The 20307-nt window shown below is 53.3% G+C and carries 16 protein-coding genes; 12 read left to right on the top strand and 4 right to left on the bottom strand.

The features are described from left to right. Positions 1–11 precede the first annotated feature (11 nt). The gene (locus tag DWX59_RS03345) at positions 12–1238 is read right to left on the bottom strand and encodes a M23 family metallopeptidase (RefSeq protein ID WP_117556223.1); all 1227 of its coding nucleotides are present in this window, start codon (positions 1236–1238) and stop codon (positions 12–14) included. A 558-nt stretch (positions 1239–1796) separates the two neighbouring features. On the opposite strand from DWX59_RS03345, the gene DWX59_RS03335 reads away from it, so the two are divergent. From DWX59_RS03335 to DWX59_RS03290, 10 genes are all read left to right on the top strand, one after another. Further along, complete coding sequence (locus tag DWX59_RS03335; protein ID WP_117556219.1) at positions 1797–2807, top strand: LacI family DNA-binding transcriptional regulator; 1011 nt, start codon at positions 1797–1799, stop codon at positions 2805–2807. A 39-nt stretch (positions 2808–2846) separates the two neighbouring features. After that, entirely contained in the window at positions 2847–4337 is a 1491-nt protein-coding gene (locus tag DWX59_RS03330) for a YjjI family glycine radical enzyme (RefSeq protein ID WP_117556217.1), read from the top strand. Between the two features lie 60 nt (positions 4338–4397). Continuing rightward, a complete protein-coding gene (locus DWX59_RS03325; RefSeq protein WP_117556215.1) occupies positions 4398–5372 on the top strand; it encodes a nucleoside hydrolase in 975 nt (324 codons plus the stop codon). A 38-nt stretch (positions 5373–5410) separates the two neighbouring features. Further along, positions 5411–5953: a nucleoside 2-deoxyribosyltransferase gene (locus DWX59_RS03320; RefSeq protein ID WP_227116430.1), complete on the top strand. Its 543-nt coding sequence runs from the start codon at positions 5411–5413 to the stop codon at positions 5951–5953. Further along, positions 5953–7476, top strand: coding sequence for an ABC transporter ATP-binding protein (locus DWX59_RS03315; protein WP_207660393.1), 1524 nt, complete (start codon positions 5953–5955; stop codon positions 7474–7476). Before DWX59_RS03320 ends, DWX59_RS03315 begins: the two co-directional genes overlap by 1 nt. Positions 7477–7479: 3 nt before the next feature. Beyond that, positions 7480–8583: an ABC transporter permease gene (locus DWX59_RS03310; protein ID WP_117556211.1), complete on the top strand. Its 1104-nt coding sequence runs from the start codon at positions 7480–7482 to the stop codon at positions 8581–8583. Further along, positions 8580–9536 carry an ABC transporter permease gene (locus DWX59_RS03305; RefSeq protein ID WP_117556209.1) on the top strand — a complete coding sequence of 319 codons (957 nt, stop codon included), beginning with the start codon at positions 8580–8582 and terminating at the stop codon, positions 9534–9536. The genes DWX59_RS03310 and DWX59_RS03305 overlap by 4 nt, the downstream gene beginning before the upstream one ends. Positions 9537–9560: 24 nt before the next feature. Further along, positions 9561–10148, top strand: a complete 588-nt coding sequence (locus tag DWX59_RS03300) for a hypothetical protein (protein WP_165640759.1) — start codon at positions 9561–9563, stop codon at positions 10146–10148. 2 nt (positions 10149–10150) lie between these two features. Next, positions 10151–11341, top strand: coding sequence for a BMP family ABC transporter substrate-binding protein (locus DWX59_RS03295; protein ID WP_235844896.1), 1191 nt, complete (start codon positions 10151–10153; stop codon positions 11339–11341). A gap of 204 nt (positions 11342–11545) precedes the next feature. After that, positions 11546–12730: an iron-containing alcohol dehydrogenase gene (locus DWX59_RS03290; RefSeq protein WP_117556205.1), complete on the top strand. Its 1185-nt coding sequence runs from the start codon at positions 11546–11548 to the stop codon at positions 12728–12730. Positions 12731–12745: 15 nt separating this feature from the next. Here DWX59_RS03290 and DWX59_RS03285 read toward each other — a convergent pair whose 3' ends face one another. The 3 genes from DWX59_RS03285 to DWX59_RS03275 form a co-directional block, all read right to left on the bottom strand. Beyond that, complete coding sequence (locus tag DWX59_RS03285; RefSeq protein ID WP_117557227.1) at positions 12746–14248, bottom strand: sulfatase-like hydrolase/transferase; 1503 nt, start codon at positions 14246–14248, stop codon at positions 12746–12748. 70 nt (positions 14249–14318) lie between these two features. Beyond that, complete coding sequence (locus tag DWX59_RS03280) at positions 14319–15938, bottom strand: response regulator transcription factor (RefSeq protein WP_117556203.1); 1620 nt, start codon at positions 15936–15938, stop codon at positions 14319–14321. A gap of 14 nt (positions 15939–15952) precedes the next feature. Continuing rightward, positions 15953–17740, bottom strand: a complete 1788-nt coding sequence (locus tag DWX59_RS03275) for a sensor histidine kinase (RefSeq protein ID WP_227116427.1) — start codon at positions 17738–17740, stop codon at positions 15953–15955. A 249-nt stretch (positions 17741–17989) separates the two neighbouring features. Between DWX59_RS03275 and DWX59_RS03270 the strand changes: the two genes are divergently transcribed. Both DWX59_RS03270 and DWX59_RS03265 read left to right on the top strand, forming a co-directional pair. Next, a complete protein-coding gene (locus DWX59_RS03270; RefSeq protein WP_117556201.1) occupies positions 17990–19315 on the top strand; it encodes an ABC transporter substrate-binding protein in 1326 nt (441 codons plus the stop codon). A gap of 48 nt (positions 19316–19363) precedes the next feature. Next, positions 19364–20281: a carbohydrate ABC transporter permease gene (locus tag DWX59_RS03265; protein WP_117556199.1), complete on the top strand. Its 918-nt coding sequence runs from the start codon at positions 19364–19366 to the stop codon at positions 20279–20281. The last annotated feature ends 26 nt before the right edge of the window (positions 20282–20307 follow it).

Here is a 20307-nt window from a genome sequence, read left to right as displayed (position 1 = left end):
AAGACGCCCCCCTATTCATCGTGTGAGGCTGACGGCGCCGGAGGCGCTGCCTCGGAAGGCGTGGCGGGCGCCAGGGGATCCTTTGTCTGGTAAAGACGCTTCCATTCCTTGGTGCCCTCCACTTTTACTGTCTCGCTGCGGTTCATGTTCAGGAACTTTACAAGTTCATAGCAGCTGACCCATATCTCATTGTTGCTCTCTTTCTGGGATTCGTCAAATATCAGCTCCAGCCCAAAGTGGAGATGGGGTTCGTCAATATTATTCGTATTCTCCGTCCTGCTGTATCCGGTACGTCCAAGATACCCCACCACATCCCCTGCCTGGACCACGGATCCTTCCTTAAGGCCTGACTGGTAGGGATAGTTCTTGCGCAGATGGGCGTAATAGTAGTAGCGTTTGTGGTCAAAGCTGCGGATGCCCAGCCGCCAGCCGCCATACTGGTTCCAGCCCATGGCTTCCACGTAGCCGGATTCCACTGCAATCACAGGCGTGCCCACCTGCCCCATCATATCGTGTCCCAGGTGCTGGCGCTTGAAGCCATAGCTTCTGGATACCCCGAAATCATCAAAATCACTGTAGGGAAATCCCTTTGCAATGGGAGAAAATGCCTTTAGCCCGTACTTTGTCACCCAGACAGTGGCAGGGTCCCCGGGAGCGCCTCCCGCCACTCCTGAGGGGAGATAGGCCGCAGGCGCCTCGCTGGCCGGTATTTCGGCCTGGAACTGGCCCACCATGCCGTCTAACACGGCGCCGTAGGCTTCCCTGTAATAAGCGTAGTATTTCATGTCTTTTGTCAATTCTTCCATGGTGGTCTCACCGGTCTTCAGCTTCTCAGCCACAGCCCTCATATGCTCCGGCTTATATTTGCTGAAATCACCCCCGTACCTGGCGCCGAGATAAGCCAAAAGGTCCACCCAGTTCAGGTGCCTTTCCGCCTGGCAGGTATCCACATCATACCGGAAGGCCTGGTTCATGGCCTCCGCGGTCACATGGAACTCCACCCATTTAATGTACTCTTTTTTCTTTTCCTTCCCATTGTCCTGGCCGGGGGTGCCTGCGTCCTCCAGGGGATTGATATAACCTGCAAGCCTGGCAGCCTGGCTCATCACGGCCTGGCCTGAGTCTGTCCTGTACAGGAAGATGCTGAGACACAGCGCGCTGAGGGCTGTCATCTCCAGATAGATGACAGTCTTGGTACTGATATGTAAATGCTTCTTAAGCATGTCGATGAATTTCATGATATACCGCCTCCTGACAAGGGGCCCCATATAAAGGGCTTCTATGTTAATCTTATGATGGTCCGGGCTGGAATATGACCGTGGCCCCATATCCCGGCACGGCCGGCCCGACATGATATCCCGACCCGGCCGCTCCGACATGATATCCCGACGGCCGGCCCGACATGATTTCCGGACACACCCTGGCGCATGCAGGGGGCATATATGGATTGCCAATCAGGCATAAGGGCCGGTACAATGTTGTGGATTGGGTAAAAATCAGGGCCGGCACATGAAAAAAATATACAAAATGCATAATTGCTATTGAATAAAACCGCAAACTGTGCTAGAATCATGATTGAAAATATGTAAGCGGTTACCTATTTACAGGAGCAAGTTGCCGAATTCGCCAAATTGATTGAAAATAGTCCCATAACTACCATTTTATTCAGGATAATCGCAGGAGGGGGACGATTTTCAACAGAAATGTGTAAGCGGTAACATATGTAAACGCTATCACAAAACAGGCCATAGTGATAGCTGTAAATATAAAATCCAGCAGAAGGGGGAGGGACTGATATGACAATATCCGATATTGCAAAGCTGTCAGGGGTTTCGGTTGCAACGGTATCACGTGTGATTAATAACAAAGGTTATGTGAAGGATGAAACCCGCAAAAAGATTGAAGCGGTAATAGAAGAGAATGGATACAGGCCAAACGCAGTGGCCAGAAGCCTGACGCGCAATGACACTTCCATGATTGCCGTGATTATGTCAAACAGGCTCAATCCGTTTTTTGCCAATGTGCTGGATGCCATAGAAGAACAGGCAGCCATGCAGGGATACAGCATCCTGTTTTTCAATACCTCCGAGGACAAGGAACGGGAGCGGAATGCGGTAGCCCAGGCCATGGAACACCGGGTGTCGGGAATCCTGCTGCTTCCGGTCATTGAACCGGATATCCGGACCGAGGAACTTCTGTGGAACGCGGAAGAGTCCGGGATCCCGGTGGTCCTGATTGACAGGGACTTCCAGGAGGGCGATTTTGATATTGTACTGATTGACAATAAAAAAGTAGTGTATGACGGCGTGGAACTGCTGATTGAATCAGGACACCGGGATATAGGGATCATCACCTGCCCGGAAGTGGTGAAAAAGGGCAGGACAAGGCTGGAGGGATACATACAGTGCCTGAAGGACCATGGACTGGAGATAAGGGACGAATATATCTACCCGGGTGATTTTGATGAGAAAAGCGGATACCAGGCATGCGAGGCCTTCCAGAGGCTTGACAATCCTCCCACGGCCGTGCTGGCAACCTGCAGTTCGTGCACCCTGGGCTGCATCCGCTTTATGAATGAGCATAACTTACTGCCCGGCAAGGATCTGGGGCTGGTGGGATTTGATGACATCTCCCTTCTCAATTCCATTGGATATGAGCTTACCGTGATGGACAGGCCCATGCAGGAGATGGGGGAGATTGCCTTCGGGCTTCTGACTGACCGCATGAAGGGACCGGCTGCTAAAAAGCGCCGCAGGGAAGTGATGCTGCGGACCAGGCTGATCATCCGCGGCAGTGAGAAGCGGTAGGACGTCCAGGAGGCTGTACTTTAATTAGGAGGATTATTCATGACACAGGGAATCGAAGAAACCATCAAAGGCATATTATCAGATCCAAGGCTTACATATCCCCAGAGGCTGACGGCCCTGGCGCAGGCGGCCGAGAACACGCCGGATCCGGTGCCTCTTAGCAGGGAGGCACGGTGGTTTGCGGATAAGGGAATTATATTTGACATGGGGGAGGGCAATGCGCCTTACCGCCCAAGGTACGTGCTTCCTGACTATGATAAATTCATGAAGCAGGGCAGCAGGTTCCTGATGTTGGAACCGCCTGAGGACATATGGGACGCGGTTTCCAACCTTTTAATCCTTTACAGGCATGTGCCTTCCGTTATCGGGGGACCTGTGTACATCGGCCACATTGACAGGCTGCTGGAGCCTTTTGTAAGGGATGAGGAGGAGGCCAGACACGCCATCCGTATTTTCCTGACCCATGTGGACCGCACCATCAGCGATTCCTTCTGCCATGCGGATATCGGACCTTATGACACAAAGGCAGGAAGGCTTATATTGGAGCTGTCCGCGCAGATGCAGCGTCCGGTGCCCAACATGTCCCTGATTTATAATGGGCACACCACGGATGATTTTGCCTGCATGGCCATTGAGACAGGCCTTATTACCGCAAAGCCCAGCTTTGTCAACGATGCCATGTATGCGGCTGACTGGGGGCCGGATTATGCGATTGTGAGCTGTTATAACGCCCTTCCCATCGGCGGGGGCGGCCTGACCCTTGGAAGGCTTAATATGAGGGCCCTTGGGGAGGCGGCAGTGGACAGGGAGCATTTCCTTAATGAACTGCTGCCGGCAGCAGTGGCCGCCCAGTGTGAGCAGATGGACAAACGGGATACATACATATTTGAGGAGGCGCGGTTCCTTGAGAATACCTTCCTCAGCCAGGAAGGCCTGATCCATAAAGACAGGTTCGTGGGCATGTTCGGGCTGGTGGGGCTGGCTGAGTGCGTGAACACGGTGCAAAAGCTTGATAAGCCTGAAGAACGCTACGGTCATGGCAGGGAGGCAGAGGACTTCGCGCTCATGGTCCTGGACCGGATCCATGACCAGGTGTCTGCCTATAAGCCCAGATACGGCAGTTTCGCAATGCACGGGCAGGTGGGGATTTCCACGGATACCGGGGTGACCCCCAACACCAGGATACCGGTGGGGGAGGAACCGGCCCTGCCGGAGCAGCTTCTGTTTACCGCCAGGACCCAGAAGCATTTTGCAGCGGGAATCGGGGAACTGTTTCCCTTTGAGGAAACCGCAAAGAAGAATCCCGGGGCGGTGCTGGATATCATAAAGGGAGCGTTCAAAGAAGGGATGCGGTATTTTTCATTTTACTCCAGCAATTCCGATGTGGTGCGCGTGACCGGTTATCTGGTGAAACGCTCGGACATGGAACGGTATGAGGCAGGAGAGGCCTGCCTGGGCAATTCCACTGTGCTGGGCAGCGGGGCCAGCAAAGGACTTCACATATTTGAGCGCAGTGTGAGGAAGGCATGAGCGGTCCGGCTGCGGATGCCATAAGAGGAAATAAAGAATCGAAGGAACCGGGGGTTTAACATGGGAAAAAAGATATTATACAGCTGTGACACAGGAATCGACGACGCGTTGGCCATTGCCTACCTTCTGGCGCAAAAGGAATGCGAGGTGGTGGGGATAACCGTATCCTACGGCATGGGGCATATCGGCAATGTGTACCGGAATACCATGGCAGTGCTTAAGCTGTTTGGCAGGGAGGATATCCCTGTGGTCATGGGAAGTGAGACGCCCTTAAGCGGCATTCCCAATGATTACAGCGGCGGAAGCCGTTTTCACGGATGTGAGGGGCTTGGGGGCGTGCTGGGACCAAGCAGTCCTGAGGATCATTCCGGGGCAAAGCCCGGGGAAGCCACGGATTTCATCCTTGGCATGATTGAGCGGTACGGTCAGGAACTGTACTGGGTTACAAGCGGTCCTCTTACCGACATTGCCAGGGTGCTGAGGAAAGACAGCGCCACGGCGGTGAAAGCAGGGGCGGTCTATGTGATGGGAGGGGCCATTGCTTCCCCCGGGAATACAGGGACGTATACGGAAGCCCTCAGTGAGGCCAATGTGAGGCTGGACATCCCGGCCACGGCCGAGGTGCTGGATTCAAAGCTGCCGGTTGTGCTGGTGGGGCTGGATGTGACACGCAAGACATTGTTCAGCTTTGAGGACCATGAGCGCTGGCATGACATCGGAACTAAGAGCGCATTGTTCCTGTACGAGGCGCTGAAGCATTATCTGGGCGCTTACCAGAAGTTCCATCCGTATCTGGGCGGCTGCGGGCTTCATGACCCGCTGGCTGCGGTGGCTGCGGTCCATCCGGAGATCCTGACCACCATACCCATGCATATGATGTGCTTTACAGAGGGGCCACAGGCAGGCAAGACAACGGAGAACGTGCTGCGCTGTAATGATAGGAATTATGAGATGGAGGCTGCGCTCTTTGTGGACGTAGAGGCATTTTCCAGGGAATTCTTCGGGAAAGTGGAAGCGCTGCTGAGGGAACATTAGGGTGCGTATGGATTGTATCGAAAGAGGGAGAAGCGTGTATGGATCGTATCTATGTGGCTGGATTTGATGTGTTTTATCCGGACTGGAAAGAAAAACGGTATTTTGTGTACCAGGAGCTGTGCAGTAAATACGGATTCGAGATGCAGGCCCAGAAGGCTGCAGCGGATGAGGGAAAGACACTGGGGGAGCGGATATTCCTTAAGAATATCCATTACCTGGACAACTGTGAGTATGTGGTGGCCAACCTTAATACCTTCCGGGGAATGGAGCCGGACAGCGGGACCTGCTTTGAAATCGGATATGCCTATGCCCTTGGGAAAAAGATATATGGCTATCTGGATGACGGGCGGACCATGCTTGAAAAGGTGGGGGCCAGGGCAGACGCAAACGGATTTACGGTGGAGGATTTTGACCTGCCGGTGAACCTGATGCTTGGCTGCAGCATGACCGTGGTCACCGGTAATCTGGAGCACTGCCTGAGGGTAATCCGGGACCGGGAGGGACACCTGGCAAAAGTCCGGGACCAGGTGGTGCATCAGGGAAATCCGCGGGAGCGGGAAGAGGCGGAAAGGAGAAACTGATGGAACATTTGCTGGAAGTAAAGGACGTAACAAAGATTTATGAAGGCGGCGTGCTTGCCAACCACAATGTGAATTTCACGGTGGACGAGGGTGAGATCCATGCGCTGGTGGGGGAGAACGGGGCCGGTAAAAGCACGCTGATGAAAATGCTCTACGGCCTGGAGAGCATTACCTCCGGCCACATTTACATGAAGGGCCGGGAGCTGAAGCTGCAGTCCAGTAAAGAGGCGATTGAACACGGCATCGGCATGGTGCATCAGCACTTCATGCTGGTGGATTCCCTGACAGGGGCGGAGAACATGATGCTGGGACTGGATAAGACAGGTTTTGTATCCAACAAAAAACGGGACATCCAGATTACGGATGAGGTGGCAAAAAAGTATAACTTTGAGATTGACGCGTCCAGAAGGGTCAGGGATATGAGCGTGGGGATGAAGCAGAAGCTGGAAATCCTGAAAATCCTTTACCGCAGCGCCAAGCTGATCATCCTGGACGAACCCACCGCCGTGCTGACGCCCCAGGAGACAGAGGAGCTGTTTGAACGTCTGCTGGAACTGAAAAGCAGGGGCATGACCATTATTTTCATATCCCATAAGCTCAACGAGGTGAAGCGCATCAGCGACAGGATCACGGTCCTTAAGGGCGGGGTTACCAAGGGTACATATCTGACCAGGGATGTGTCGGAGGAAGACATATCCAACCTGATGGTTGGCCGGGAGATATCCTTTGAATATGATAAGGAAGATGTGAAGCCGGGGGAACCGGTATTAAAGGTGGAGAACCTGGTATATGTGGACAAGTTCAAGATCCCCAAGCTTTCAGGCGTCAGCCTTGAGGTGCACAAAGGGGAAATCGTGGGGATTGCCGGCGTGGAGGGCAATGGGCAGAGCGAACTGATTTCCATCATAACAGGCAATATGCGGGCCCTGGAGGGGAAGATATCCCTGAACGGCAGGGATATTACCCACGAATCCGTTACCAACATCCGTAAGAACGGCATGTCCCATGTGCCGGAGGACCGTATGATTGAAGGATGCGCCCCTGAGATGAGCCTTCAGGAAAACCTGATTGTCTCCAATATCGATACCTTTGCCAACAAGTTCGGCATGGTCCAGGCGGGCAGGGTAGAGGAACACTGCCAGGAACAGATTAAGGAGTTCATGGTCAAGACAAAGGATGAAAACCAGTCCATCGGAAGCCTGTCAGGCGGAAATATCCAGAAAGCCATCGTGGCAAGGGAATTTAAGGCGCCCAGCGACCTGCTGGTGCTGAACCAGCCAACCCGGGGCGTGGATGTGGGGGCCATCTCCTTCATCCATTCCAAGATTCTGGAAATGCGCAGCCACAACAAGGCCATCCTTTTATCATCGGCGGATTTAAATGAGCTGATTTCACTGAGTGACCGGATTCTTGTCATGCATAAGGGAAAGGTGGTGGGCGCCCTTAGCAACACGCCAAAGGTTACCGAGCAGGAGCTTGGGCTCTACATGCTTGGCCTCAAAAAGCAGGAGGGGTTGGGATAAATCATGGAGAATATAAAACCAAATAAAAAACGATTTGACATAATGGATTATTTCAGTGTCATGAGAATCGGCGCAGCCCTGCTGCTGTCCATCCTCATTGTATTTACCATCATCTTCTTTGTGAGCCAGACGCCTGGGCTTGCCATCCAGAAGCTGATGTTAGGGCCTCTGGAGACCAAGAGGAGTTTCTTTAACGTGGTGGTGCGGGCAATCCCCCTGGTGTTTACCGGACTGGGCCTGACCCTGTGCTTGAAGAGCGGTATTTTCAATATCAGCTCTGACGCGTCCTTTTACATGGGCGCTGTTGTTGCCAGCGCGATTGCCATTGCCTGCCCCCTCCCCAACGGCCTGCACCAGCTGGCCCTCATATCGGCGGCAGCCGTGGTGGGAGGCGTGATTTCCATGCTTCCTGTCATTGTGAATAAGTATACCAAGGTAAACCCGGTGGTGCTGGCCATCATGGCCAATTCCATCTTCTACTATTTCGGGCTTTCCATCATCAGCTCCTTTTTTCTTGAGAAAAGCGGAAGCTGGGGAAGCTACAAGTTCCCGGACCATGCAAAACTGGGAACCATGATCAAAGGCACCACCCTCCACTATGGTTTTGTCATTGTCATTGTGGTGACGCTGTTTGTCATCTTCCTGATGAACAAGACCTCTTTTGGATATAAGGTGCGTGTGACAGGAAGCAATCCTGCGTTTGCCAAGGCTTCCGGCATCAAGACGGGTTTTGTCATCCTGATGGCGCAGTTTATCGGCGGGGCCATTGCCGGCATGGGCGGGGCCATCGAGATTGTAGGCGTTTACAAACGGTTCCAGTGGCAGTCCCAGACAGCCTATGTGTGGGACGGACTCCTGATTTACATGCTTGCCAACGGCAACCCCACTTTCATACCCCTGACCGCATTCTTCATTGCGTATCTGAGGGTGGGTGCGGAAATCATGTCCAGGTCCACGGACCTTGACCCTGAGATCGTAACCTTCTTACAGGGAATCATCATCCTTCTGGTTGCATCCCAGCGGTTCCTGTACTTTATAAAGAAGCGGCATGACCAGAAAATGTCCCTTAGACAGGCAGAAGCAGAAGAAGGAGGTGCGGCAGCATGATGGAGTTCTTTTTATCACCAACATTCTGGAAAACAGTGCTGGCAAGTACAACACCGGTTATGCTTGCAACTCTTGCGGCTAATATGATGACAAAGTCGGGAATATTCAACCTGGCAATCGAGGGAACCATGCTGATCTGCGCGCTTACCGGCGTGATTGCCAGCGCGTTTACGCAGAACCTTTGGATCGGCTGCCTGACAGCCGTGGTCATGGGCGTGGTCATTTCCTTCATATTCGGGTATTTTGCCCTGGTCATGAAAGGCGCCATGAATGCCTGCGGTGTTGCGGTGAACCTGATAGCAACCGGCGGGACCGTGTTCGTGCTGGTCATGCTGACCGGCAGCAAGGCGAATTCCAGCGCCTTAAAGAGCCTTACCTTCCCGGTTGTGAATATACCGGTGCTTAAGGACATCCCTGTGCTGGGAACCATATTCTCAGGGCAGAACCTGGTCACCTACATCGCATGGGCCATTGTGGCAGTGACGGCGTGGATGCTCTATAAGACAAAGCTGGGCATCAATATCAGGGCCGTGGGCGAGAACCCGGCAGCTGCCAAGGCAGCGGGGCTGAGCGTGTTAAAGCACCAGTTTGCAGCCCTTGCCATCTGCGGCGTGTCCTGCGCCTTTGGGGGCATGTACCTTTCCATGGGCGCCCTGAAATCATTTACAACCGGAATGGTGGCGGGAAGGGGATACATGTCCCTTGCAATGGATGCAATGAGCCAGGGTAACCCCATCGTGGGCTGCTTAAGTTCCCTGCTTTATGGATTTTCCGATACCATCACCGTTTATTTACAGCTCTACAGTAAGATAGATTTGAAACTGATTGAAGCGTTCCCATACCTGTTCATCATTGTTGTGCTGGTAATCATCCAGTCCATCAGGAAGATGGTGGCGCGCAGAAAAGAAAAGCTTGCAAGCCTTGAGCAGTTACGCTCGCAACAGGCCGCATGATAAATAACAAGGAGGACAATGAAAATGGCACAGGAATATTATGATCCGTGGTCAAACACAAGAACAAAAAATGGTCTGGAGGCAGACCTGGTCATCTCGGCAATGCAGAAGTGCATCAGAAGGGCGGAGGAGGACACGGCCCTGCGCATGGCATATGAGCTCTATATCACATCCACATTCCATGAGGAGAAGATGTGGAACCGCCTGCTGGTGATTTCCGTGGAGGATGTGGGCTTTGGCGACACCCAGGCGCCGGTATTTGTAAAGACCATGTATGACCTGCACAAGGAGTATCCATACATGGACGGCGACAGGCCGATCTTTTTCATGCACGCAATCCGCTACATGTGCAGGTGCCAGAAGGAGCGCTCCACCGACCATATCAAGAATATCATCATGAGAGAATTTGCGGACGGATACGTTCCTGAGATTCCGGAGTATGCAATCGACATGCATACCATTAAGGGAAGGGCAATGGGAAGGGATGTCTTCTATTTCCTGGATGAGGCCAGCAAGGTACAGCCCCTCTGGGATGAGTATGATGATTCCTACCGTTTAAAGCTTTATGAGATGTGCAAGAAAGAAGCAGAACAGAAAAAGGAGGACAAGTAATTATGAAGAACTGGAAGAGGATTGCAGCACTGGCAATGTCAGCCGTAATGGTGGGCGGAATGCTCACGGGCTGCGGCGGAGGCGGCGGCTCCACAGAGGCGGCCAAGGATAATGCGCCAAAGGCAGAGGCAGGCGCGGAGGCCGGCAAGGACGAAGGGGAAGCGTCAGCTGACAGCGGGGAGAAGAAACAGGTTTATGTATTCATCCGCGACAGGGGCGACCTGTCTTACTGGGACAGCATGGCGGCCGGCGGTGACCGTTCAGTGACGGATTATGCGGACAGGGCGGATGTGCATGTGGTGGAGACCACCGCCGACCTTCAGGCAAACCTGCAGGCCATGTACGAGGCTGCCGACAAGGGCGCTGACCTGATCATCACTGCTTCTGACTTCAAGGACAACCTGGTTGAGGTTGCCAATGAGTATCCTGACATTGCATTTACCATTATCAGCGAGGATGTCATTGACCAGTGTGAGAACAACAATGCATACGGCGTTGACTTTGCCACAAGCCAGGCAGCTTTCCTGGGCGGCATTGCCGCAGCTGATATTGCTGCCAATGGCGCTGAGGGCATGGACCCAACCAATGTGATCGGATTCATCGGCGGTATGGACGAGTCCCTGGTCATCCAGGAATTCCTGTGGGGTTATATCCAGGGCGCGAAGTATTATAATCCGGATGTTAAGATTGTCTACAACTACGTAGGCGCATGGAACGATCCTGACACGGCCAAGACACAGGCCATGACCCAGTACAATGACGCTGGCGCGGATGTAATCTTCGCATGTGCAGGCGGTTCAGGCAACGGTGTCCATAATGCGGCGGAAGAAGCGCAGAAATTCGTGATTGGCGTGGACAGCGACCAGTCCCTGCAGTACGTGGATGACAAGGCCATCCAGGAAAAATTTGCCACATCCGTCATCAAGGAAGTGGGCAATGCCGTATACAATGTAATCGGCCAGTACCTGGACAACGGCACACTGCCATTTGGCGAGTATGAAATCCTGGGCCTGTCCGACGGCGCCGTAGGCATCGTGGAAGGCGACCAGTTAAACGGACTTCTGTCAGATGAGGGCAAGGCAAAATTAGAGGAAGCAAAGGCCGGGATTATAGATGGCTCCATCGAGGTTAAGAGCGCCATCGGCAAGGGACAGGATGAGGTAAAGGCATTTATAAATGAGAACTGCCAGTAATGGCTGGGTTTGAGGGGGCTTCGGCCCTCTCTTTTTTTGGCCCGGTCCGCGCGGTTGGGATAAGGCGGATGGCATAAATGGAAATCTTCCGTGGTTTCAGCTGATAATGGATTGAAGCCAGGGATACTTCATGCTAAAATACCAGTAGACATGCCCTGGTACGCCCAGGGAATCATCCACATCCAGAGAGGAGAAACTATATTTATGGAGAATTTTGAATTTTTCACACCAACCAGAATGATTTTTGGAAAAGACACCCATCTGCAGGTTGGGACAATTGTAAAGGAATATGGTTTTAAGAAGGTGCTGGTACACTTCGGTGGGGCCAGCGCCAGGAAAACGGGGCTGTTAGACACGGTCCTGGATGCCCTTAAGGCCCAGGGAATCAGCTGTGTGACCCTGGGAGGGGTACAGGCCAACCCAACCTTATCCATGGCCAGGCAGGGCATTGAGCTGTGCCTGAAGGAAGAGGTGGATTTTGTGCTGGCCGTGGGCGGAGGAAGCGTGATTGATTCAGCCAAATGCATTGCAGACGGAGCCGGTAACCCTGAGGCGGATGTGTGGAGCTACTTTACCCAGGGCGGGGCTCCTAAAAAGGCATTGCCTGTGGGGGTCATCCTTACCCTTTCCGCCTCAGGCAGCGAGATGAGCGCTTCCTGTGTCATCACCAATGAGGAGAACGGCTTTAAGAGAGGCTTTAACAGCGTCACCCACCGCCCCCTGTTTGCCATCTGCAACCCGGAGCTGACCTACAGTGTGAACCGGTTCCAGACCGGCTGCGGCACCGTGGACATCATGATGCATACCCTGGAACGGTATTTCAGCCCTACAAAGGACACCGTGCTTACAGACCGCATTGCCGAGGGGATTTTAAAGTCCACGGTGGAAGCCGGGAAAACAGCTGACAGGGAGCCGGACAACTATGAAGCCAGGGCAACCCTTATGTGGGCGGGAAGCCTGTCCCACAACGGGCTCACCAGTGCCGGCAGGACCTTCATGATGCAGGTTCACCAGATGGAGCATGAGCTTTCCGGCATGTACCCCCGTATTGCCCACGGAGCAGGCCTTTCCGCCCTGTGGCCGTCCTGGGCCAGGTATGTGTGTCCCAGGGATGTGGAACGTTTTGCCAGGTACGCGGTAAATGTATGGAACCTGGACATGGACTTTGAGAATCCCATGAATACGGCCCTGGCCGGCATCCAGGCAACAGAGGACTTTTTCAAAAGCCTGGACATGCCCACATCCTTAAAGGAGCTGGACGTGGAAGCGGACCGCATCCCGGAGATGGCCGAGAAATGCACCAATATGGGCAAACGCACCCTTCCCGGTATTGTTGAGCTGGGCAAGGAGGAGATGATGGAAATCTACAGGATGGCCATGGGGGTATAGGAAGCAGTCCCTGTGCTACCTGGAAACACACCCGCCCTTTTTCCTCACGGCCTTTGTGATGGGAAGCCCGGTCCCATAATCCAGCTGCCTTGGCTCATACTCCTCATTTTCCCGCTGGCGGGTCATCAGGCGGCTGTCCCAGGTCCTGTATTCCCTGATTCTGTTCCAGGGGCGGTCCTCCCAGTAATATCCCCGGAAGGGGTCCCTGGTGTCATACATATTGTCCAGAAGGGCCTGATGCAGCCTCTCCCTGTGGGTGCGGAGGGAGGGGTCCTGGATTAGGTTTTCCATTTCCTGGGGATCTTCCCGGAGGTCGTAGAATTCATCCGTCCCCATCAGGTTGATGACCAGCTTGAAACGCCCGTCATAAGCGCACCGTATTGGCTGGTAGCCCCCAAAGCCGTCATGGTCCACCTCATAGCGGCCAAATTCCATGAACACATAATCATTGGTCCGCTGTCCGGTGAGCAGCTCCTGGTAGATGCTGCCGCCCTCAAAGGTCTTTGCCTTTGGGATGCCGAATACATCAAAGATGGTAGGGGCCAGGTTGATATGGGATACGGGATGGGGGTCAGCCAGTCCCTTTCCAAAGCCTTTTATGATCAGGGGGATATGGGTAATCTCCTCGTACATGGCCGGGCCTTTCTGGGTCAGGGAATGGGAGTAGAGCATGTCCCCGTGGTCCGAGGTATAGATCACAACCGCGTCCTCTGCATATGTGTCAATGGCATCCAGCACCCGTCCGATCTCATGGTCCACAAAGGTATTGCAGCCCAGGTAGTATTTGAAATTCATGGAAAAGCCGGGGCGGGTGGCGGCCATATAGTCATCCCCTGCCCACAGCCTGTGATGCTCCGGCTTGTTTTCCAGGGTGTCAAGAAGATTGGCCTTGCGGTGGAATTCGTGGTTTTCATATGGCTCCCAGAACCGCCTTGGGCAGAGGAAGGGGCCGTGGGGTTCATCGTAGGATACCACCAGGAGGTAGTCCTGGTCCCTGTTGCTGTGGTTTTTCAGGAAATCAATGGCCCGGTCGGAACAGCGGTGCCCATAGGTGAATTCCTCCCTGATGTCGTATTTTTCCATGCTCTCTGTCTGGCGGGACAGGTAACGCTCCTCCGGGGTCAGTTCATCCAGGTAATTGCGCATATCATACCAGTAATCAGGATCCCAGCCGTCAGCGCAGCGGCCAAGGCCAAAGTAGTCGCCGCCGTCCAGATGCCATTTACCGATATAGGCTGCGTGGACTCCGTGGTCCGTGAGGCGGCGTCCTATGTTCTGCACATTGTCGGAGAGGCCCATGCAGTTGGACCACCCTGCGCAGGAATGGGGATAGCTTCCTGTAAAGATGGCGGAGCGGGCAGGCTGGCACACGGGCTGGGTGGTGTAGGCCTGGTCAAAGCGGATGCCTTCCCCTGCCAGCCGGTCCAGGTTGGGGGTGCGCATGTCCCCTGCCCCGTAGCAGCCCAGCATATCGGTGCGCTGGGTATCTGTCATGATCAGAATTACTTTCTTGTTCATATAATAACCTTCCTTTTGTCTGTTTTCGTTTAGCTGGGGCTGCCTGGCTGTCATTCCCGGCCGGGCCTTCCTATCTGCCTTCCTCCCATTTTGGGCAATGTTCGTATTCCCTTGGGGACATGCCGGTCACCTTTTTAAAAACCTTGCTGAAATAATATGCATTTTCAAATCCCAGCATGTCCGCCACCTCGTAAATCAGGTACTGGTGGGAATCAATGAGCTGTTTCGCATGTTCAATCTTCACCTGGGCAATGTAATCCGACACGGTCATGTCCATGAATCTGCTGAAGGTGGTGCTCAGATGCCCGGAGCTGATTTTCAGATGTTCTGCAATATCGGACAGGGTCAGTTTTTCCGCGTAATGTGCATCCACATACTGCCTGGTGAGGTACACCAGCTTGTCGGAGCGGTTTTCCCTGCGTTCAGGAAGGAGGTTGCACAGTTTTTGGCAGAAACTGTCCAGCCACGTAAGGATGTCCTCCAGGCTGCCAAGGTGGTCCAGATACTGTGCAATGTCCATGGTGCAGGGAAATATATGGGTGTAGGACTCCCCCTCTGCCTGGAAAAGGCTGTAAAGGTAGGTGTACAGGTTGATACAGGCGCTTACGGCCTGGGATTTGTCCGGCTTATACTGGGCAAACAGGGACAGGAGCTGGCTGAAGATTTCCCGGAGCTGGGCGCTGTCGTTGAGGCTGATGGCGGAGGACAGGGGACGCTTCAGGAAATTGATGTTAAAATCCCGTTTGGCAGGCCCGCTGTTGGTCTGTCCCTTGTAAAATACCACCGGGGTCTGGGAATTATAATAGTAATGCTCCCTGGCGGTACGGGCCTGGGCAAGGGCCAGGGGCAGCCCTGCGATGCTTTCAGCCTGCGGGCTGAGACCGAACACGGCGGTGAGCCCAAAGTAGGTTTTCAATGCCCCGTTCACCTTGAGGCAGAAGTCCTGGACGGACTTTGTGTCAGAGGTATTTTCCTTGGAAGAGACAATGAGCACAAGGGTGTCCTTTTCCGTTTCCAGTATGGTGCAGGCTTTAAAATAGCGGGAAATGATCCCGGACAGTATGTCCATGAGCTGCTGCCGGATGAAGAGGAAATCGTAAGTTCCCCCTCCCTGCGCGAATTGTATGGTATCAGGCACCATGGTAAAGAGGATGATGAAGGGCCTGGTGTAACGCCCTATCAGGCCCTCCGGCATGTGCCCCGGGCCGGCTTTCCGGGGCAGCAGGAGATGTTTGAAATAATCCGTATCCAGCTGCTTTGCATTGTCCTTAATTAAAAGGTCGTACAGTTCCCGGTTGCGGTGGCTCTCCCGCAGGCCGCATTCCTCCTTGGCCCGTTTTAGGGCGGAGATAAGGGAATCCGGGGACAGGTCCAGCTTTACCAGATAGTCCACGGCCCCCAGGCGTACCGCCTGCCTGGCCAGATGGAATTCCTCCAGGTTGGTAAGCACGATGAAGGAAAATTCCATCCCCTCCTCCCTGCATCTGCCAATGAGCTCCAGCCCGTCCATCACAGGCATGCGGATATCCGTGATAACGATATCGGGCTGGGTTTCACGGATCAGCTCCAGGGCATTGGGGCCGTTGGTGGCCTTTCCCACAAGGGTGCAGCCCAGGCTTTCCCATTGGATCAGGGACGCTATCCCGGCCAGTATTAAAGGCTCGTCATCTACCAATATGATCCGGTACATATGAATCCTCCTTTTTACCTGTCCAAATCAAATTCCAGCGGAAGGGCAATGGTAACAGTGGTATATTGCCCGGGCCGGCTTTCAATGGTCAGTCCGTATTCCTCCCCATAAACCAGCTTCAGCCTGCGGTCCACATTGGAAAGCCCGATGCCGCTCATATAGTGCCTGCCCACCCGGGAGGTGTCGGACAGCAGTTCCTGTATGCCCTCCTCGGATATGCCCACCCCGTTGTCCGTGATTGTAATGTAAAGCACATCCTGCCTGGAATAGGCATGTATTTTAATCAGCCCCGGATTCCCGCTTGGCTCAATGCCGGAGAAGATGGCGTTTTCCACAAGGGGCTGAAGGGTGAGCTTGATGATCCCGGCCTGGTAGAGCATGGGGTCATCCACCTGGATTTCCAGGTCAAACAGTTCGATATACCTGATTTTTTCTATGGTCACATAATTGTCAAGGAAATCCAGTTCCTGGCCCAGGGTGACCTTTTCATTAAAGCCCTTTGCCATGTTCTTGAGCAGGGCTGACAGGGCGGTGACCACCTGGACAATGCCTGAATTGTGCTGCATGGTGGCAATCCATTTGATGGAATCCAGTGTATTGTATAGGAAATGTGGATTGATTTGGGCCTGGAGCATCTGGATTTCCAAATCTTTTTTTTCTTTTTCCCCCTGGATACGGGTTTCAATCAAATCATTGATGTGTCCGGACATCTCATTGATCTGTTTGCCAATCATTCCTATTTCATCATCGGACTCAATGGAAGGGTTCCTTGAAAAGTCCCCAGAGGAAATGCTGCCTAAGTGCCCCAGGAGCCGGCTGATGGGCGCCGTAAGGTATCTGGTGAACAGCAGGGACAAAAGCAGGCCGATGGCCAGGCAGAATATGAATACAATGGCAATGGTGCTTTGGATTACGCCCTGGTCCAGGGGCATATCCTTTATGGGAACCACCTCACAGACCGTAAGGCCGCTTACCGGGAGCTTTTCCCAGGCAATCACGCTGTCAAGACCGTTAAAATCGGTCCTTTGGCTGCCGGTCCCGGGCCGTCCGTCCAGCATTTGGGCCAGGAGCCGGGGGTCCGTGCCCTGGGTGTTGCGGCCGGCCACAAGATCCCCCTCAGAGGTCAGGACCATTATGGTCCTGTTGTCAGGAACCACATCCAGCGCGTCCCGGAACAGCTTGGGGGATACGGCCAGGAAAACCCAGGCATCCCGGCTGGCAGTCCTGGGGGAATAGCGCAGGGGACGGATCAGGGGAAGGATGCTTGGCTCCGTGGACACCCCCAGGGAAAATGGGTTGGACTCCAGGGTGAGGAAATATTCATTCATGGATTTGTCCAGATGATCCTGAAACCACGGCGCCTGGATGATGCGCTCCACATCGTCCGTGCTTCCGTGGGAGGTTCCCGCCTGGAGCAGGGGACTTCCCTTGCTGTATACGGTAAGCTTGTAAATGTACTGGCTGTAGCCGGAAATGGCGCAGAAATCCCTCAGTACATTGGCTGCGTGGATCCCGGTTTTCTTGTCCGCCTCCTGGGGGGAGGTATGGAAGGAAGCCGTGAGGAACAGGGATTTGCGTTCCGCACAGTTCTGCACAATATTAATCATCTCCTCGCAGGCAACGCCCAGGCGCGCGGACAGGGAGCTCAGCCGGCTGGCTGCATTGGCTGTTTCATTATGTATCACATCCCTTTTGTAGGATGTATAATTGTATAAGCTGATGGATGCTGCAATGCAGATTATAATCAGAAGATTGCACCATATGATCCGTCTGCGGAATGTGGTTGGCATGTTTTTTTCCATTTTCCATCCCCTCCTCAACGGTATCATACACAAAAAGCAGCAAGTTTACAACACGGAAATACCCGCAATATATAAAATGTAATACAATATGAAAATAATATATCTTTTTGTTTTTGGGGTATTTCCGCCACATAAGAATTGTAACAGAAACCAGAAAATCCTTGATTTTTAATTGGGATGGGATATGGTAAGCTGGATTCACAAGTACAGGGATGGGATAGACAACCCTGATTAAATCGGGAGGTAACCATGAAGAAGAAACAGTTGATAGCAGCAGCAATGGCAGCCGTAATGGCGGCAGGAGCCCTTACGGCCTGCGGTTCAGGCAGCAAGGAAACAGGAAGCGCAGGGGAAATCGGTAAGGAATCCGCGGCCAAGACAGGGGAGGGAAAGGCGGTCCTGTCCGTAACCACCTGGGACAATGAATCCACACCCCAGTTTTCTGCCATCATTGATGCTTACGAGGCCAAGAACCCGGATGTGGAGATAAAGGTGATTGACACCTCTGCGGATGAGTATAACAATTCCGTGGGAATCAGCCTTTCTGCCGCACAGCCGGACCCGGACGTCATATGGGTTAAGGATATGGGAGCCCTGCTGCAGATGGCGGATAAGGAACAGCTCCTTCCCCTGGATGACTTTATTAAGAAGGACAACCTGGACCTGTCCGTGTATAAGGGAGCTGCTGAACAGCTTCGTTACAATGACATTTCCTACTCCCTCCCATACAGGAATGACTGGTATGTACTCTATTACAACAAGGACCTGTTTGATGCGGCAGGCGTGGAGTACCCGTCCAATGACATGACCTGGGATGAATACTATGACCTGGCTGCCAGGCTTACAAGCGGGGAGGGCGGCAGCAAGGTTTACGGCTCCCATCACCACACATGGCAGGCCCTTGTAACCAACTGGGCGGTCCAGGACGGAAAGCATACCGTGGTTGAAACAGATTATGATTTCCTGAAGCCCTGGTATGAGAACACCTTAAAGCTTCAGGATAACGGATACATACAGGATTATTCCACCCTTAAGACAGCCAACATACACTATATCTCTGTGTTCAAGAACCAGCAGTGCGCCATGATGCCCATGGGAACCTGGTTCATTGCCACCATGATGCAGTCACAGGCAGAAGGGGAGACGGATTTCAGATGGGGCGTGGCCGCCATCCCCCATCCCTCTGACACGGAAGCCGGCTATACGGTCGGCGCCCTTACCCCCATTACCATCAGCAGATTCAGCGACCAGCCTGAGCTGGCCTGGGATTTCGTCAAGTTTGCAGCATCAGAGGAAGCGGCTGAAATCCTGGCCCGGCAGGGTGTGTTTACAGGAATACAGACAGAAGCTTCCCTGGAAGCAATTGCATCCGCGGAGTTTTTCCCGGAGGGGGAGGGCAATGTGGAGGCCCTGAACTACAGCCACTACGTATTTGACCGTCCCCTGGATTCCAAGATAGAGGAAATCCGCACCGTGCTCAATGAAGTGCATGAGATGATTATGATCCATGGGTATTCGGTGGATGACGGAATCAATGAATTAAAAGAGCGCGTGGCAGAGATAAAGGGCTGGTAACAGCCGGCAAAGGGGGACCGGAGGGTCCCCTTTCCAAGGAGGATGGATATGAGTAAAGAAAAGACGAAAGGTTTGACATCCAGCCGGAAACGGGCTATCAGGGCCAATCTCACCGGGTATGCATTCATCATGCCTAATCTGATTGGGTATACGGTATTTGTTTTCATACCTGTAATATTTTCCTTTGTCATGAGTGTCATGAGCTGGGACGGTTCCACACGCCCCATGGAGTTTGTGGGACTCCAGAACTTTGTGGATATTTTTGGGGACAGGGTGTTTCGGGGCTCCCTGGTGCATACACTCAGCTACGCCCTTATGACCGTGCTGCCAACCCTGGTCCTGGCCCTTTTGCTGGCCGTGCTGCTGAACAGCAAAATCAAGGGGGTTGCAATATTCCGCACCGCATTCTACTTTCCTTATATTGCATCCATCGTGGCGGTGGGCGCTGTGTGGAACATGCTGTTCCAGCCTGACTTCGGCCCGGTAAACGAATTCCTTAAGTTTATCGGCATTGCCAACCCGCCCAGGTGGGTGGTGGACAAGGACTGGGCTATGGTGGCGGTGTCCCTGGTCAGTATATGGAAATACATGGGTTACTATATGATCGTGTACCTGGCAGCCCTCCAGGGAATCTCCAATTCCCTTTATGAGGCAGCGGGGATTGACGGGGCCAACGGCTGGCAGAAGCTGGTGTACGTAACGATCCCCATGCTCACCCCCACTACTTTCTTTGTGATGATCATGCTGACCATACAGTGCTTTAAGGTATTTGACCTTGTGTACGTAATGACAGGAGGCGGCCCGGGCAATGCCACCAAGACCCTGGTAAACTTTATCTATGAAAAGGCATTTACTACCTGGGAGTTCGGCCCTGCCAGCGCTGCTGCCATCATACTGTTTGTGATTGTACTGATTATCACCCTGATTCAGTTCCGGGGTGAGAAGAAGTGGTCAAAGGACCTGTAAGGAGGGGGAAAACGTGGAAAAGAAAA

It is taken from the genome of Enterocloster aldenensis (assembly GCF_003434055.1).
Taxonomy (GTDB): domain Bacteria; phylum Bacillota; class Clostridia; order Lachnospirales; family Lachnospiraceae; genus Enterocloster; species Enterocloster aldenensis.
Note: the sequence above shows the minus strand (reverse complement) of the source record. Positions and strands in the feature narration are given on the sequence as shown.